Source organism: Streptomyces sp. NPDC003247, assembly GCF_042888135.1.
Taxonomy (GTDB): domain Bacteria; phylum Actinomycetota; class Actinomycetes; order Streptomycetales; family Streptomycetaceae; genus Streptomyces.
Map to the genome: position 1 here is coordinate 555192 of NZ_JBIAPF010000007.1, position 15017 is coordinate 570208.

The 15017-nt window shown below is 73.7% G+C and carries 12 protein-coding genes; 7 read left to right on the top strand and 5 right to left on the bottom strand.

Annotation, left to right across the window (positions count from 1 at the left end; all coding sequences use genetic code 11):
• Positions 1-376: 376 nt before the first annotated feature.
• Both ACFYWQ_RS26030 and ACFYWQ_RS26035 read left to right on the top strand, forming a co-directional pair.
• Positions 377-1270 carry an alpha/beta hydrolase gene (locus ACFYWQ_RS26030; protein WP_389519304.1) on the top strand — a complete coding sequence of 298 codons (894 nt, stop codon included), beginning with the start codon at positions 377-379 and terminating at the stop codon, positions 1268-1270.
• Positions 1271-1393: 123 nt separating this feature from the next.
• Complete coding sequence (locus tag ACFYWQ_RS26035) at positions 1394-2614, top strand: cytochrome P450 (RefSeq protein WP_389519306.1); 1221 nt, start codon at positions 1394-1396, stop codon at positions 2612-2614.
• Positions 2615-3045: 431 nt separating this feature from the next.
• Here ACFYWQ_RS26035 and ACFYWQ_RS26040 read toward each other — a convergent pair whose 3' ends face one another.
• Positions 3046-3912: a diacylglycerol kinase gene (locus tag ACFYWQ_RS26040; protein WP_389519308.1), complete on the bottom strand. Its 867-nt coding sequence runs from the start codon at positions 3910-3912 to the stop codon at positions 3046-3048.
• A gap of 218 nt (positions 3913-4130) precedes the next feature.
• On the opposite strand from ACFYWQ_RS26040, the gene ACFYWQ_RS26045 reads away from it, so the two are divergent.
• Together ACFYWQ_RS26045 and ACFYWQ_RS26050 are read left to right on the top strand one after the other, a co-directional pair.
• Positions 4131-5414, top strand: a complete 1284-nt coding sequence (locus ACFYWQ_RS26045; protein WP_389519310.1) for an adenylosuccinate synthase — start codon at positions 4131-4133, stop codon at positions 5412-5414.
• Positions 5415-5593: 179 nt separating this feature from the next.
• Positions 5594-6313: a hypothetical protein gene (locus ACFYWQ_RS26050; RefSeq protein WP_389519312.1), complete on the top strand. Its 720-nt coding sequence runs from the start codon at positions 5594-5596 to the stop codon at positions 6311-6313.
• A gap of 13 nt (positions 6314-6326) precedes the next feature.
• Here ACFYWQ_RS26050 and ACFYWQ_RS26055 read toward each other — a convergent pair whose 3' ends face one another.
• The 3 genes from ACFYWQ_RS26055 to ACFYWQ_RS26065 form a co-directional block, all read right to left on the bottom strand.
• A complete protein-coding gene (locus ACFYWQ_RS26055) occupies positions 6327-6977 on the bottom strand; it encodes a hypothetical protein (protein ID WP_389519313.1) in 651 nt (216 codons plus the stop codon).
• A 224-nt stretch (positions 6978-7201) separates the two neighbouring features.
• On the bottom strand, positions 7202-7909 hold the full coding sequence (locus tag ACFYWQ_RS26060; protein ID WP_389519314.1) for a GntR family transcriptional regulator: 708 nt from the start codon (positions 7907-7909) through the stop codon (positions 7202-7204).
• A gap of 322 nt (positions 7910-8231) precedes the next feature.
• Entirely contained in the window at positions 8232-9587 is a 1356-nt protein-coding gene (locus ACFYWQ_RS26065; RefSeq protein WP_389519316.1) for an aspartate aminotransferase family protein, read from the bottom strand.
• Between the two features lie 304 nt (positions 9588-9891).
• Between ACFYWQ_RS26065 and ACFYWQ_RS26070 the strand changes: the two genes are divergently transcribed.
• A complete protein-coding gene (locus tag ACFYWQ_RS26070; protein WP_389519318.1) occupies positions 9892-11790 on the top strand; it encodes a protein kinase in 1899 nt (632 codons plus the stop codon).
• A 99-nt stretch (positions 11791-11889) separates the two neighbouring features.
• On the top strand, positions 11890-13440 hold the full coding sequence (locus ACFYWQ_RS26075; RefSeq protein WP_389519320.1) for a substrate-binding domain-containing protein: 1551 nt from the start codon (positions 11890-11892) through the stop codon (positions 13438-13440).
• An 84-nt stretch (positions 13441-13524) separates the two neighbouring features.
• Here the strand turns inward: ACFYWQ_RS26075 and ACFYWQ_RS26080 are convergent, their stop codons facing one another.
• Positions 13525-14259 carry an SLATT domain-containing protein gene (locus tag ACFYWQ_RS26080; RefSeq protein ID WP_389519414.1) on the bottom strand — a complete coding sequence of 245 codons (735 nt, stop codon included), beginning with the start codon at positions 14257-14259 and terminating at the stop codon, positions 13525-13527.
• A 310-nt stretch (positions 14260-14569) separates the two neighbouring features.
• Here ACFYWQ_RS26080 and ACFYWQ_RS26085 point away from each other — a divergent pair, with 310 nt between their 5' ends.
• A complete protein-coding gene (locus tag ACFYWQ_RS26085) occupies positions 14570-14911 on the top strand; it encodes a YbaB/EbfC family nucleoid-associated protein (protein ID WP_389519322.1) in 342 nt (113 codons plus the stop codon).
• Positions 14912-15017: the final 106 nt, after the last annotated feature.

Below are 15017 nucleotides of genomic sequence, written 5' to 3' on the forward strand. Positions count from 1 at the left end.
GGAGGCCCCCGTCGGCCCCCTCATCGGCCCCCCATCAGCGCCCTCGTCGGCGCCCCCCCGTCGGCGCCCTCATCGGCGCCCTCATCGGCGCCCCCGCCGTGGACGCCTGCCGTGGACGCCCGCGGCACGGCCGTACGGACCCGTGCCGTGCGGCCTCCAGGGCCTGCCGTGCCGGGTTCGCCGGACATGTCGACCTCCTCCACGCCCCGCTGATCGGCGTGACGGGACGTCAGAACCCCTGATCCCTCACCGAGCGTGACATCCCCGTGTCCGCGCACGTCACCGGCCTGGTACCGTCCCCGCCAACGGCCGAATCCCCACCTGGTCCGCCACATCCGTCCCGTCCAATTACGTTACGTTGCTGAGAGGTTGGAGCATGCCGGACGACGTCGTCGCAGCCCGGGCCGCCGCCGAAGAGGAGTCGGCCTTCTCGCACCCGGCGGTCGACCCCGACACCACCGCCGCCTACGGCGACCACCCCGACCAGGTGATCGACTTCTACGCGCCGCGGGCCACGGCCGGGGCGGGCGCCCCCGGCGGCGCCGCCCCGCTGGTCGTCGTCCTGCACGGCGGCGCGTGGCGGGCGCCGTACGACCGGCGGCACATCACGCCGTTCGCCGGCTTCCTGGCCCGGCGGGGGTTCGCCGTGGCCAACGTGGAGTACCGGCGGGGCGCGGCGGGCGAGGCCCCGGGGGAGAAGGCGCCGGTCGCCGGCCGCTGGCCCGACACCTTCGACGACGTCGCCGCCGCGCTCGACGCCCTGCCCGCCCTCGTACGCCGGGCCCTGCCGCAGGCCGACCCGCGCCGCACCGTCCTCACCGGCCACTCCGCGGGCGGCCACCTCGCCCTGTGGGCCGCGGCCCGGCACGTGCTGCCCGCCGACGCGCCCTGGCGCACCGGCGGCCCCGCCCCGCTGCGCGGCGTCGTCGCGCTCGCCCCGATCGCGGACTTCGAGGTCGCCGGGAAACTGGACGTCTGCGGGGGCGCGTGCCGCCAGCTCCTGGGCGGGGACGAGCACGTCGCCGAGCGGCAGCCGTACGCCGACCCCGCGCTGCTGCTGCCGACCGGCATCGCCACCACCCTGGTGCAGGGCCGCACCGACCTGGTCGTCCCGCAGGAGGTCGCCGAGTCCTACGCGGAGGCGGCGGCGAAGGCGGGGGAGGTGGTGGGCGTGACGCTGCTGGAGGACGTCGGGCACTTCCCGCTGATCGACCCGGTGGCGGACGCGTGCGCGGTGGTGGCGGAGGAGATCGCGCAGCTGGCGTGGTGAGGCGTGCGGGGGCGGTGTTCGTGTACGAGGCGCGGCTGGTGACGACGCCGGGGTGAGACGCCCCTGGTCCCCTGCCGCCTGACCCCCCTGGTCAGCGGGGCCGCCGACGGGTAGCGTCCGGTCATGGCAGCAGTCGACGATCTTCGCTTCGATCCCTGGGACCCGGCGTTCGTGGCCGACCCGTACCCGGCCTACGCCGAGCTGCGGGAGCGGGGCCGGGTGATCCGGTACGAGCCCACCGACCAGTGGCTGGTGCCGCACCACGCGGACGTCTCGGCGCTGCTGCGCGACCGGCGGCTGGGGCGGACCTACCAGCACCGGTTCACGCACGAGGACTTCGGGCGGACGGCGCCCCCGGCGGAGCACGAGCCGTTCCACACGCTCAACGACCACGGGATGCTCGACCTGGAGCCGCCGGACCACACCCGCATCCGGCGCCTGGTGTCGAAGGCGTTCACCCCGCGCACGGTCGAGCGGCTGAAACCGTACGTGGAGCGGCTGGCCGGCGAGCTGGTGGACGGGCTGGTGGCGGCCGGCGGCGGGGACCTGCTGACGGACGTCGCCGAACCGCTGCCGGTGGCGGTGATCGCCGAGATGCTGGGCATCCCGGCGTCGGAGCGGGCCCCGCTGAGGCCCTGGTCGGCGGACATCTGCGGGATGTACGAGCTGGGTCCGTCGGAGGAGACGGCCCGCCGGGCGGTGCGGGCCTCGGTCGAGTTCTCCGCGTACCTGCGGGAGCTGATCGCGGCCCGCCGCAGGGAACCCGGCGAGGACCTGATCTCGGGTCTGATCGCCGCCCACGACGAGGGCGACCGGCTCACCGAGCAGGAGATGATCTCGACGGCCGTGCTCCTGCTGAACGCCGGCCACGAGGCGACCGTGAACGCCACGGTCAACGGCTGGTGGGCGCTGTTCCGCAACCCGGACCAGCTGGCGGCCCTGCGCGCGGACCACTCCCTGGTGCCCTCCGCCGTGGAGGAGCTGATGCGCTACGACACCCCGCTCCAGCTCTTCGAACGCTGGGTCCTCGACGACATCGAGATCGACGGCACGACGATCCCGCGGGGCGCGGAGATCGCGATGCTGTTCGGCTCCGCCAACCGCGACCCGTCGGTCTTCGCCGCCCCGGACCGCCTGGACCTGACCCGGGCGGAGAACCCGCACATCTCCTTCAGCGCGGGCATCCACTACTGCATCGGCGCCCCCCTGGCCCGCATCGAACTGGCCGCCTCGATGCGGGCCCTGCTGGAGAGGGCCCCGGCGCTGACCCTGGCGGCGGAGCCGTCGCGCAAGCCGAACTTCGTGATCAGGGGGCTGGAGGGGCTGAGCGTGACGGTCGGCTGAGCCGCCTCACGCCGTCGGGGCTCGGCTGAGCCGCCTTACGCCGTCGGGGCTCGGCTGTGAGCTGCCTCCCGTCGCCCGGGCTCGGCTGGAGCTGCCTCAGGCCGTCGGGGTTCGGCTGGAGCTGCCTCCCGTCGTCGGGGTTCGGCTGGAGCTGCCTCAGGCCGTCGGGGTTCGGCTGGAGCTGCCTCCCGTCGTCGGGGTTCGGCTGGAGCTGCCTCCCGTCGCCCGGGTTCGGCTGAGCTGCCTCCCGTCGTCGGGGTTCGGCTGAGCTGCCTCCCGTCGCCCGGGCTCGGCTGAGTCGCCTCACGTCGTCAGGTCCCGTCGGTGCAGCGCGGCGGCGCCGGCCGCCACCAGTCCCGCGGCCGGACCCGTCAGGGCCAGGACCGGGCTCGGTGAAGGACCGCCCGGCGCTCCGGCGGTGCCGCGCCCCCTCACCGCCCCGGCAGCACCAGCCCCAGCGCGCCCTCCAGCACCGTCCACGTCCTCCTGCGGACCGGGCCCACCACCGACGCGTCCGCCCGGTAGCGGAAGTCCGCGCCCGAGACGGTCACCGTCCGGCCCCGGGCCTCCAGCGGTGACGCCTCGGCGCCCAGGGACAGCGGGCGCACCTCGACCGTCGCCGTGCCGGTGGCGTCGGGGGTCACCGCGACCTCCTCGACCGGCTGGCCCAGGTCGACCAGTGTCACGCCGTCGACCTCGACCCGCAGCCGGGCCGGGCCGGGCGGGGGAGGGGCGGAGGCGCCCCGGGCGGGCCGCGCCGGCACCAGGGTCCGTACCAGGTGCTGGCAGGTCCGCAGCCAGGGGTGCGCGTGCGCCCCGCCCGGGGCGGCCGCACCGTCCGGCGCGTCCCGCGGGGCCAGCGGCACCGGCGGGATGCGCAGCGCCCCCAGCACCACCCCGTCGCTGTCGTCGACGAGCAGGTCCAGCCGCCGCTCGGCCCCTTCGAGCACCGCCCGCGCCGCCGCCACGGCCCCCGTGGGCACCCCCAGGGCGTGCGCGACGCCCAGGGAGCCACCCACCGGCACCACCGACAGCACGCAGTCGGCGAGCTCCCGCCGGCGGTGCAGCAGGGCCACCGCCCGGCTCAGGGCGCGGTCGTCACCGACGACCACCGGCCTCCGGGAGCCCCGGCGGTCCAGCATGCGGGCAAATTCCTCCGGCCCCTCCGGAAGGCACACTTTCGCCGCCGCACCCGCGCTGAGCACGTCTTTCGCGATTCTCACGGACTCTCCGTCCGTCGTCCGGGCGACCGGATCGATGATCACCAGCAGCTGGTCCGGCGTCGCGAAAGTCGCCACCTCGGTCCTGCCTCGCTTCCTCGGGTAGCATCTTTGTGCAAGAGCCCCTTGCGCTATTGCGCCAGGGGCTTCGTCTATTCCGGGGCATCCGGGTCCGACGGTGTGCGACCGGTGACGGTCGCGTGGCGGCCAACGACGGTCGCGGTGCACGCGGTGGTAAGCGCCTTCGCGTACGCCCCTGACCCTGGACATGCCCCACCCGGAAGGGGTGTACGCGCGTGCCCGCACTTGTGCTGCTCGGTGCTCAGTGGGGTGACGAGGGCAAGGGGAAGGCCACCGACCTGCTCGGTGGCTCGGTGGACTACGTAGTGCGTTACCAGGGCGGCAACAACGCCGGCCACACGGTCGTCGTGGGCGACCAGAAGTACGCACTCCACCTCCTCCCCTCCGGGATCCTCTCCCCCGGATGTACGCCCGTCATCGGAAACGGCGTCGTCGTCGACCCGTCGGTCCTGCTCTCCGAGCTGAGCGGTCTGAACGAGCGCGGCGTCGACACGTCGAAGCTCATGATCAGCGGCAACGCGCACATCATCACGCCGTACAACGTCACTGTCGACAAGGTGACGGAACGCTTCCTCGGAAAGCGCAAGATCGGCACCACGGGCCGCGGCATCGGACCGACCTACGCCGACAAGATCAACCGCGTCGGCATCCGTGTGCAGGACCTGTACGACGAGTCGATCCTCCAGCAGAAGGTCGAGGCGGCGCTCGACGTCAAGAACCAGCTGCTCACCAAGCTCTACAACCGCCGGGCGATCGCCGTCGACCAGGTCGTGGAGGAGCTGCTCGGCTACGCCGACAAGCTGGCGCCGTACGTCGCCGACACGGTCCTGGTGCTCAACCAGGCCCTGGAGGACGACAAGGTCGTCCTCTTCGAGGGCGGGCAGGGCACCCTCCTCGACATCGACCACGGCACGTACCCCTTCGTCACCTCCTCCAACCCGACCGCCGGCGGCGCCTGCACCGGCGCGGGCGTCGGACCGACGAAGATCAGCCGCGTCATCGGCATCCTCAAGGCGTACACGACCCGCGTCGGCGCCGGCCCGTTCCCGACCGAGCTGTTCGACGCGGACGGCGAGGCGCTGCGCCGCATCGGCGGCGAGCGCGGTGTCACCACCGGCCGTGACCGCCGCTGCGGCTGGTTCGACGCGGTGATCGCCCGCTACGCCACCCGCGTCAACGGCCTCACGGACTTCTTCCTCACCAAGCTGGACGTCCTCACCGGCTGGGAGGAGATCCCGGTCTGCGTGGCGTACGAGATCGACGGCAAGCGCGTCGAGGAACTCCCGTACTCCCAGTCCGACTTCCACCACGCGAAGCCGGTCTACGAGACCCTCCCCGGCTGGTCCGAGGACATCACCAAGGCGAAGTCGTTCTCCGACCTGCCGAAGAACGCCCAGAACTACGTCAAGGCGCTGGAGGAGATGTCCGGCGCCCCGATCTCCGCGATCGGCGTGGGCCCGGGCCGGGACGAGACGATCGAGATCAACTCGTTCCTGTAGACCGCACGCCGACACACGTGGGCAGGTCGGCACACCGTCACGCCGGCCGGGGCCGGTCCGGGACATCCCGGACCGGCCCCGGCCGTTCCGGTACAGGGTGAAACCGCTTGCGCCCCGTTGATCGTCTCCTGTGGGCGACGGACGGAAACGGCAGCCGTGTCGACGGGGGTGGCGGGACGATGATCGTGACTCGTTTCCAGGGGGCGCTGCTGATCGCGGTGTCCCTGGTCTCGGCGGCGGCCTGCTGGTTCGCCTTCGCCACCTGGCTGCGGACCGACCTGGATCTCTACCGGGAGTACACCGCGGCCGCGCCGTGCCCCGACCGCGCGGCGAGCCGGCGCTCCGAGGACTGCCTGCGGACGGTCTCGTTCACCGTCGAGGGCACGAGAGTGAAGAAGGGCAGGCACCCCGAGTACCGGGCGGCCCTGTCCGGCACTCCCTTCTGGGACGGCGTCGTGGACTTCGGAGACCGGGACCCCCTGCTGGTGGAACTCGTGCCGGGCGACCGGGTCACCGGCACGGTCTGGCGCGGCGCGGTCATGACGATCGGCAAGGACGGCGTCCGGCAGAGCACCGCCGCCGAGCCGCGCGACGAACCCCAGATGGCGGCCGCCCTCGGCACGGGCGCCGGTCTCCTGGCCGTCCTGGGGCTGGTGTTCGGCACGGCGCGGCTGCTGCGTCCGGGCCGCCACGAGCGGTTCGTCTGGCGGCCCTACGGCAAGCGGCTGCTCATCATCACCGGGATCGTCTGTTTCGTCGTCGGGCTCCTGGGCGTGTGGTCCGGCATTCCCTGGTGGCTGGTCCCCGGCCTCGCCGTCCTGCTCGTCGCGGGGGGCGTGAAACTGGTCTACGGGTGGGAGGACCACACGGGAGACGTCCGGCGGACGGGCGTGTCCTGAACGGTGCCGCGCCTCAGCTGAACACGATCATCGACCCCTGCGCGAGGCTCCGGGTCGCGGCGGCGTGCAGCCCGAGCCACACGTGCCGCTCACGGGCGAACGGGCTGGGGTCGTACGGCGCGGGAACGGCCGGTTCCTCCAACTCGGTCGGGGCTGCGGGGGGTTGGGGGGCCGCCGGGGGGTTCGCCGGGTCGATGCCGATCGACGGGGCGACGTACTCCAGCTCGCGCAGCAGGGCCTGCGAGGAGCCCAGCGGGCCGCCTCCGGCGAGGAGGTCGTCGTTGGAGAGCGGATGCGGGAAGTCGACGGGGACGTACGCGCCCGCGTGGTCGTAGTGCCACACCAGGTGGGACTGCTGGGCCGTCGACTCGAACATCTCCAGGAGCTGCTCGTAGTCGCCGCCGAGTTCGTCGACCGGGGTGACCGGCAGGCCGCACACCTGCAACAGGTAGGCGCGCCGCAGGAAGTGCAGGGCGTCGTAGTCGAAGCCGGCCACGGGGGCGACGTCGCCGGACAGGCCCGGCATGTACTGGTACACCGGCACGGGCGGGAGTCCCGACTCGGCGAGCACCTTGTTGTACTGCGCGAGTTCCTCGGCGAACGGGTTGTCGGGGGTGTGGCACAACACGTCGACGAGCGGTACCAGCCACAGGTCACAGGCCAAAGAGAGCTCCTCACCTAGCGCGATCGTCGTGCCATTGCCATTGCCATTGCCATTGCATTGCCGTCGGTGCGTTGCTGTTGGCGTTGCCTTTGCCATTGCCCGGTCTGCGAAGGGTAGTCGGTGCGGCACGCCACGGCGCCCCTCGTACGTTTCCGCGTGCAGGTCCCCTACCCATCCACCGCCCGCTCACCTACCAGGACGGCCAGGATCGGCCGACGGGGCGCTCATCCCGTTTCCGCCGCCGGCCGCTCGATCAGCGCGATCGAGTGGGCGTGGTAGGCGTCGAGCATCGAGCGGGCGGTGGCGGTGTCGTGCCGGCGCAGGGCGTCGACCAGTTCGGTGTGGCCGGACCACAGGCGGCCGCGCAGCTCGGTCAGCCGCCGCAGGTGCTGCACGAGGCACACCCAGGACTGCACCCGCAGCCGGTGCAGGAAGTCCGCGATGTACGGGTTGCCGAACAGGGCACTCAGCTCGCGCCAGAACCGCAGGTCGTAGCCGATGAGGACGGTGAGGTCACCGGCGGTGGCGGCCCGCTGGGCCTCCTCCCCGCGCCGGCGCACGCCCGCGACGGCGGCGGCGATCCGCGGCTCCTCCACGTCCCGCAGGCGCCGGCTGTCCCGGTCGAGGGCGAGGAACATGCTCTCGGTGATCAGGCTGCGCGCCTCGATCATGCCGCGGAAGTCCTGGACGGAGTACTCGTGGACGCGGAAGCCGCGGTGCTGGTCGGCCTCCAGCAGCCCCTGCGCCGACAGGTCGACCAGGGCCTCGCGCACCGGGGTCGCGGAGACGCCGTACTGCTCGGCGATCTCCTTCACGGTGAACGCCTGGCCCGGCTGGAGCCGGCCCCCCAGCACCTCGTCGCGAAGCGCGTCGGCGATCTGCTGCCGCAGGGTGCTGCGGGTCACGGCGCCGCTGCCGCTGGTGCCGGGCATGGTCGGGGCGTCTCCCTCGTCGCGGACGTTCGGTGGCGTGCTCGTGCGCGGACCGCGCCGGCACTCGCGCTCGCACGGGTGCGGATGCGCGTACCGGAAGCCGACCGGCCGCCGTACCGACCGCCGCAGCGGCGGTCGTACCGGCAGCCGCGGTGGCCGTCGTACCGGCAGCCGCAGTGGCCGTCGTGCCACCGGCCGGGCCGGCGGTCGTACTCGCACACACACTCGTACTCATCTACGAGCACGCCACCTTACGCGTTCGACGGGGCCGGGCGCTCTCCGTGTTCGGACGCCGCCCCGCGCCGGTCGCGCCGGCCGGCGTCTACTCCGTGTACGCGTCCGCCACCGACAGTGCCGCGTCCAGTGCCGCCAGGCCCTCCTTCACCTCGGACTCGCTCGCGTTGCACGGCGGCACGAAGTGGGTGCGGTTCATGTTGACGAACGGCCACGCGCCGGCCTGCTTGGCCGCGGCGGCGAAGGCCGCCATCGGCGCGTTCGCCTCACCGGCCGCGTTGTACGGCACCAGCGGTTCGCGCGTCTCGCGGTTCTTCACCAGCTCGACGGCCCAGAACATGCCGACGCCCCGCACCTCGCCGACGCTCGGGTGGCGCCGCGCGAGCTCGCGCAGCCCCGGCCCGACCACGGTGGCGCCCAGCCGCTTCGCGTTCTCGACGATCCCCTCCTCCGCCATGACGTTGATCGTCGCGACGGCGGCCGCGCAGGCCAGCGGATGCCCGGAGTACGTCAGACCGCCCGGGTAGGGCCGCCTGGCGAAGGTCTCCGCGATGGCGCCCGAGATGGCGACACCGCCGAGCGGCACGTATCCGCTGTTGACGCCCTTGGCGAAGGTCATCAGGTCGGGCACGACGTCGAACAGGTCGGCGGCGAACCACTCGCCGGTGCGGCCGAAGCCGGCCATGACCTCGTCCAGGACGAAGACGATGCCGTACCGGTCGCAGAGCTCCCGTACGCCGGCCAGGTAGCCGGGCGGCGGAACCATGATCCCGGCGGTGCCGGGGATGGTCTCCAGGATGATCGCGGCGATCGTCCCGGGCCCCTCGAAGGCGATGGTCGTCTCCAGGTGCTCCAGCGCCCGGGCGCACTCCTCCTCCTCGGTCTGCGCGTAGAAGCGGGAGCGGTAGAGGAACGGCGCCCAGAAGTGCACGACCCCGGCGGAGGCGCCGTCGGAGGCCCAGCGGCGCGGGTCGCCGGTGATGTTCACGGCCTGCTGGGTGCCGCCGTGGTACGAGCGGTACGCCGAGAGCACCTTCGCCCGGCCCGTGTGCAGCCGCGCCATGCGCACGGCGTGCTCGACGGCGTCGGCGCCGCCGTTGGTGAAGAAGATCTTGTCCAGGTCGCCGGGGGTGCGTGCGGCGATCAGCCGGGCGGCCTCGGAACGGGCCTCGACGGCGAAGGCGGGCGCGAAGGTGGCCAGGCGCGCGGCCTGCTCCTGGATCGCGGCGACCACCGTCGGGTGCTGGTAGCCGATGTTCGTGTAGACGAGCCCGCTGGTGAGGTCGAGGTAGCGCTTGCCGTCGTAGTCCCAGAAGTACGACCCCTCCGCGCCGGCCACGGCGAGCGGGTCGATGAGTTCCTGGGCGGACCAGGAGTGGAAGACGTGCGCGCGGTCGGCGGCCTTCACGGCGGCGCCGGCCCGGGGGTCGGTCTGAGGGGTCATGCGGTGAGCGTAGATGTCCGCGATGCGGAAACGATATCGGCGTCATGTCTGCGGACGGGCGCTTTCCGCGACAGGTTGTCGACGGCCGGTACCGAGGACCGACCCTGCCGGTACCGAGGACCGGTACCGAGGACAGACCCTGCCGGTACCGAGGACCGGTACCGAGGACCGATCCGCTCGGCGCGGCGTCCGCCGCCTTCCACCGGCCCCCGTTATGGAACCGTACACACCACGCCGCTCGACTCCCCGAACGGCCGGATTATTCTCGGCTCGATCACACGTGCGGGGGGAAGGGGGAGCGGCCATGGAGAAGCTGGGGGCGGAGGATCCGCAGCACATCGGCGGATACCGGCTGCTCGCGCGGCTGGGGGCCGGCGGGATGGGGCGGGTCTACCTCGCCCGCTCGGACCGCGGCCGGACCGTCGCCGTGAAGCTGGTCCGGCCGGAGCTGGCGGCCCGCGAGGAGTTCCGGGCGCGGTTCCGCCAGGAGGTGCGCAACGCCCAGCGGGTCGGCGGCTTCTGGACCGCGCCCGTCCTGGACGCCGACACCGAGGCGGCCGTGCCCTGGGTCGCCACCGGCTACGTCGCCGGCCCGAGCCTCCAGCAGGTCGTGGGCCACGACCACGGCCCGCTGCCGGAGCGGTCGGTGCGCGTCCTCGCCGCCGGGCTCGCCCACGCGCTCACCAACATCCACGCGGCCGGGATCGTCCACCGCGACCTCAAGCCGTCCAACGTGATGGTCACCATCGAGGGCCCCCGGCTCATCGACTTCGGCGTCGCCCGGGCCATGGAGACGGTCGGCGGCGACGCCGGAGGCCTCACCCGGACCGGCGCGATGATCGGCTCGCCCGGCTTCATGGCGCCCGAGCAGGTGCGCGGCGACCGGATCACACCCGCGTGCGACGTCTTCTGCCTCGGCTCCGTCCTCGCCTACGCCGCCACCGGCACGCACCCCTTCGGCTCCGCCGACAGCGGCGTCCACGTGCTGATGTTCCGCATCGCCGAGGAGGAACCCGACCTGTCGGGCCTCTCCGAGGACGTCGCCGACCTGGTCCGCGCCTGTCTGCGCAAGGACCCGGCCGCCCGGCCGTCCCTGGAGTGGCTCCTGGAGCGCACCGGCGCGCACGAGACCGTCGCCGAGGGGCGCTCCCGTGAGCCCTGGCTGCCGAACACCCTGGTCGCCCAGTTGGGCCGGCACGCGGTGCGGCTGCTGGAGACGGAGAACCCGGAGGGCGACGGGGCGTCCCCGGCCGGCGCCCCCGAGGCCGCGCCGGAGCACTCCGGCCCACGCGGCGCGGTCCCGTACCCGGCCGCCCCCACGCCGCCCGCCGCCCCGCCGACGGGCGCCGGCGGCACGACCGCGCCCCCGGCCCACCCGGCGTACGGCCACCCCCGCCCGCACCCGCAGTCCGCGCCCCCGGTCCCCCAGACGGTGCCGGGGCCGGGACCCGTCCCGCACAACCCGTACGCGACGGCGGGCGGCGGCCCCGGCGCGACCCTGCCGCACTCCGGGCACGCCCCGTACGGGAACGAGCCGCACCCCTCGTCCGGCCCCCACGGGGAGGGCCCGTACCCCTCGTACGCCCCGTACACCCCGTACGGCCCCTACGGGGACGAGCCGCAGGAGCCGCCGCGCCGCAGCGGCCGTACGACCGCGCTGCTGGTCGTGGTCGCCCTGGTCGTCGCGCTGGCCGCGGGCGGCTCCGTGTACGCGCTGATGAACGGCGGCGGCGCCGACTCCACCGCGCGCCCCGACCCGGCACCGACCGCCTCCGCACCCTCCACGTCCTCCGGCACCGGGTCCGCCACCCCGGCCGCGTCCGGTGGGCCGTCGGCCTCGCCGTCCGCCTCGGAGCCGGCCGGCGCGGTCCCGGCGGACTACCTCGGCACCTGGGCCACGACCGTCGACGGCGCGAGCGGCACGGACACCCGCCGGCTCACCCTCACCCAGGGCGAGGTGGGCGACACCGTCCTCTCGCTCGTCGCGGAGGGCGACTCCTACCACTGCGAGTTCACCGCCGAGCTGACCCAACGGCCGTCCTCCGACGGCCCGTTGCGGATCGGCCCGTCCACGGTCACCACCGGCGAGCCGCTCTCCTCCTGCTCCCCGGGCGCCCCCACCGAGGTCACCCTCCTGTCCGACGGCAGGCTGCAACGCGTGAACACCTCCACCGGGGAGAAGCTGACGTACACCCGCCGGTGAACGTCCGGCGAACTCCCGCCCTCCCGTCCGGAATGTCCCCTCGGACAGACGTACGGTGACCCCACGATCCGGCCGGCGGGAGTGGCGGGGGCACCCACAGTGGACTGGCTGAACGCTGAGAACGTCGTGGCCGTGGGGACGGCCGTCCTCGGTATCGCCGCGTCCGGCGCGATGGTCTGGTACGAGCGCCGGGTGCCGCGCCGCAAGCGGATCGGCTACCGGGTGCAGATGGACAACCCGATCGGCGACGACGTCCGGTCCGGCCGACCCAACCGCCGTCTCGGCCTCTTCGACGAGACCCCCGGCATGGCGGCCGCCACCCTCGTCCTGCTGCGCATCGAGAACGACGGCTCGCAGGGCATCGCCCGCGACGACTACACCGGCCCCGAACGCCACGGGCTCACCGCGGTGTTCACCGACCGCACCATCCGCGGGGTGTCGGTCACCCAGCCGACCGACACCGACCACCTCATGGACCACTTCACCGCGGACCGCGGCTTCGGCTACGAGGACAACACCCTGCGCATCCCGCGCGTCCCGCTCAACCCGCGCGAGCACTTCAAGCTCCTGGTCCTGCTGTCGGGCGGCGACGTCGGCCACGGCATACGGCTCTACGGCGGCATCCGCGACGGCGAGGTCCACCCCAACCGCAGCGCCACCCCGGACGACACCCCGCCGCTGTTCAGCCGGGCGGCCCGGCTGATCTCCCTCCTCCTCACCCTCTGCGTGATCACCCTCGCGACGATGGTCGTCGTCCGCGACGACACCCCGCCGCCCATCGGCTGCGAGCGGGGCAGCCTCACCCTCACCGGCTCGACGGCCTTCGCCCCGGTGATCCGCGAGGTGGCCCGCAAGTACGAGAGCGACTGCGAGGGCGCGCACCTCACCGTGGACCCGCACGGATCGACCGCCGGCATCCGCGAGCTCACCGCGGCGGGCACCCGGGCGAAGGACGGCTCCCCGCCCGTCGTGGCCCTCTCCGACGGTCCCAAACCGTCCGGCCTGGCCGAACTGCGCGAGAACCGGGTGGCGGTGTCGGTGTTCGCCCTCGTCGTCCACGACGGCGTCCCCCTGACGGACCTCTCCACCGAGGACGTGCGCCGCCTCTACCTCGGGCGGATCACCAACTGGCGCCGGCTCGGCGGCCCGGACCTGCCGGTGGTCCTGGTCAGCCGGGACGCCAACTCCGGGACCCGGCAGGTGTTCCAGCGTCAGGTGCTGGGCCGGGGCGAGATCGCCAACTCCTCCGTCGACTGCGTGCACAAGGACGACCCGACGGCCTCCGTCGTGCGCTGCGAACTCGACTCCACCGAGCAGGTCCTCTCCACCGTCGCCGCCACCCCCGGCGCCATCGGCTACAGCGAACTCAACGTCGCCGACCGCGCCGAGGGCCTGCACGCGCTGCGCCTCGACGGCGACCCCGCCTCCGTCGACGCCATCGAGGACGGCACCAGCGACTACCCGTACCGCGAGATCGAGTACGCCTACACCTACGGCCGCCCCCCGGCCGACTCCCTGGCATCGAGCTTCCTGACCTACCTCACCCGCGGCAACGGCCAGGACGTCATCCGCACCCACGGCCACCTCCCGTGCTGGACCCCGGAGGGCCTGCGCCTGTGCGCATCGTCCAGTAGCCCGTCCGGCGTTTGAGGACGAGGCCCCTTAAGGGCCGAAGCGGGGGTCTGGGGGCGGCAGCCCCCAGGGGACCGGAAAGAAAGAGGGCGGCGTCAGCCGTCATCGAGGCTCCGGCGGCCGCTGCCGAGGCATGTTCGGCCGGCTCCCGGCCCCCGGCGGCGACGGAAACCTCCCCTGCGGCACCCCCGCCTCCGGCCGCCCGCCGCCCGCCACCGCCCCCTGGATCCCGAGCGGCGCGGCCCCCGTCCGGAACTCCACCATCCAGTCCGCCGTCTCCACCCGCACCAGCTCGGTCACGTCCTCCGAGAACCGCCGGAGCACCCCCAGGCACCGCTCGGCGGCCTCGCTCGCCGTGCCCTCCGCCGGCCCCAGCACCTCCCGCGCGCTCTCCGACGCCCAGTCGAACTGCAAGACCTGCAACCGCCGCTGCACGGCCTGCGCGGTCGCCACGTCCCTCATCCACCCGGACGTCACCCCGAAGAACCGGTCCACGGCCACGCACGCCACCGCGGCCAGCAGCGCGAGACACCCCCAGGGAGCCACCCCGCTCCGCACCCCGGTGAGGTCCAGCAGCAGCAGCGCGGCCCCCGCGACCGCCCCCGCCGCGGCCCCGGCCCGCAGCACCCGCGCGCCCCGCCGCTTCCACACCCGGTCGGCGAGGTACCAGGCCGAGGTCTCCAGGGCCCGCTGCTCCACCCAGCGGTACAGCTCGTCCAGCCGTTGCGCCGGCTCGCCCCAGTCCCCGAGCGGCAACGCCCGGCCGGTCAGATCGCCCGGCCGCAGCCCGGCCGCGCCCTCGCCCCGCCCGTCCTGAGGCGGACCCTCGGGTTGCATCTCCGGCTGCTGACCCACCCGGCACTCCCTCCTGAACCCGACCGACCTGAACCCGACCGACCCCGACCGGCGCCCCGGTCACCCGCGGGACCCGTGGTGACGCCTGATGCGCCGCACCTTTCCTACCTCCCGACGGGTGGCGAAGAGGAAGGTTTCCTCGCCCTTACGCCCGTAAGGGGGCCTTGATCAGGTGGAGACCTCGCCGAAGACTCACTCGAAAGAGTGCCGGGGCGACACCCGCACAGACCACGTAGGCTCGTGCCGAGCGGAAAAACCCGTCTCGACCCCAGGCCCGTAAGAGGAGCTGATCGTGATTCCCGGTGGTGGCCAGCCCAACATGCAGCAGTTGCTCCAGCAGGCCCAGAAGATGCAGCAGGATCTGGCCCGCGCCCAGGAGGAGCTGGCGGGCACGGAGGTCGACGGCCAGGCCGGCGGCGGCCTGGTCAAGGCCACGGTGACCGGGTCCGGCGAGCTGCGCGGCCTGAAGATCGACCCGAAGGCGGTGGACCCGGAGGACACCGAGACCCTCGCCGACCTGATCGTCGCGGCCGTCCAGGCGGCCAACGAGAACGCGCAGGCCCTCCAGCAGCAGAAGCTGGGCCCGCTGGCCCAGGGCCTGGGCGGGGGCGGCATCCCGGGCCTGCCGTTCTGACCCTCGCGGCGCCGGCCGTCGCGATCGCGCCGGCCGCTCCCGTCGTTCCCGTCGCCCCGGTCGTTCCGCCGCAGGTCGCCGGGGCGACACCCGCACCGCCTTCCTA

What these genes read in the sequence shown, in the direction of transcription:
- ACFYWQ_RS26030 (WP_389519304.1), top strand. Translation starts at nt 377, where the DNA reads ATGCCGGACGACGTCGTCGCAGCCCGGGCCGCCGCCGAAGAGGAGTCG.
- ACFYWQ_RS26035 (WP_389519306.1), top strand. Translation starts at nt 1,394, where the DNA reads ATGGCAGCAGTCGACGATCTTCGCTTCGATCCCTGGGACCCGGCGTTC.
- ACFYWQ_RS26050 (WP_389519312.1), top strand. Translation starts at nt 5,594, where the DNA reads ATGATCGTGACTCGTTTCCAGGGGGCGCTGCTGATCGCGGTGTCCCTG.
- ACFYWQ_RS26060 (WP_389519314.1), bottom strand. Translation starts at nt 7,909, where the DNA reads ATGCCCGGCACCAGCGGCAGCGGCGCCGTGACCCGCAGCACCCTGCGG.
- ACFYWQ_RS26065 (WP_389519316.1), bottom strand. Translation starts at nt 9,587, where the DNA reads ATGACCCCTCAGACCGACCCCCGGGCCGGCGCCGCCGTGAAGGCCGCC.
- ACFYWQ_RS26070 (WP_389519318.1), top strand. Translation starts at nt 9,892, where the DNA reads ATGGAGAAGCTGGGGGCGGAGGATCCGCAGCACATCGGCGGATACCGG.
- ACFYWQ_RS26080 (WP_389519414.1), bottom strand. Translation starts at nt 14,259, where the DNA reads ATGCAACCCGAGGGTCCGCCTCAGGACGGGCGGGGCGAGGGCGCGGCC.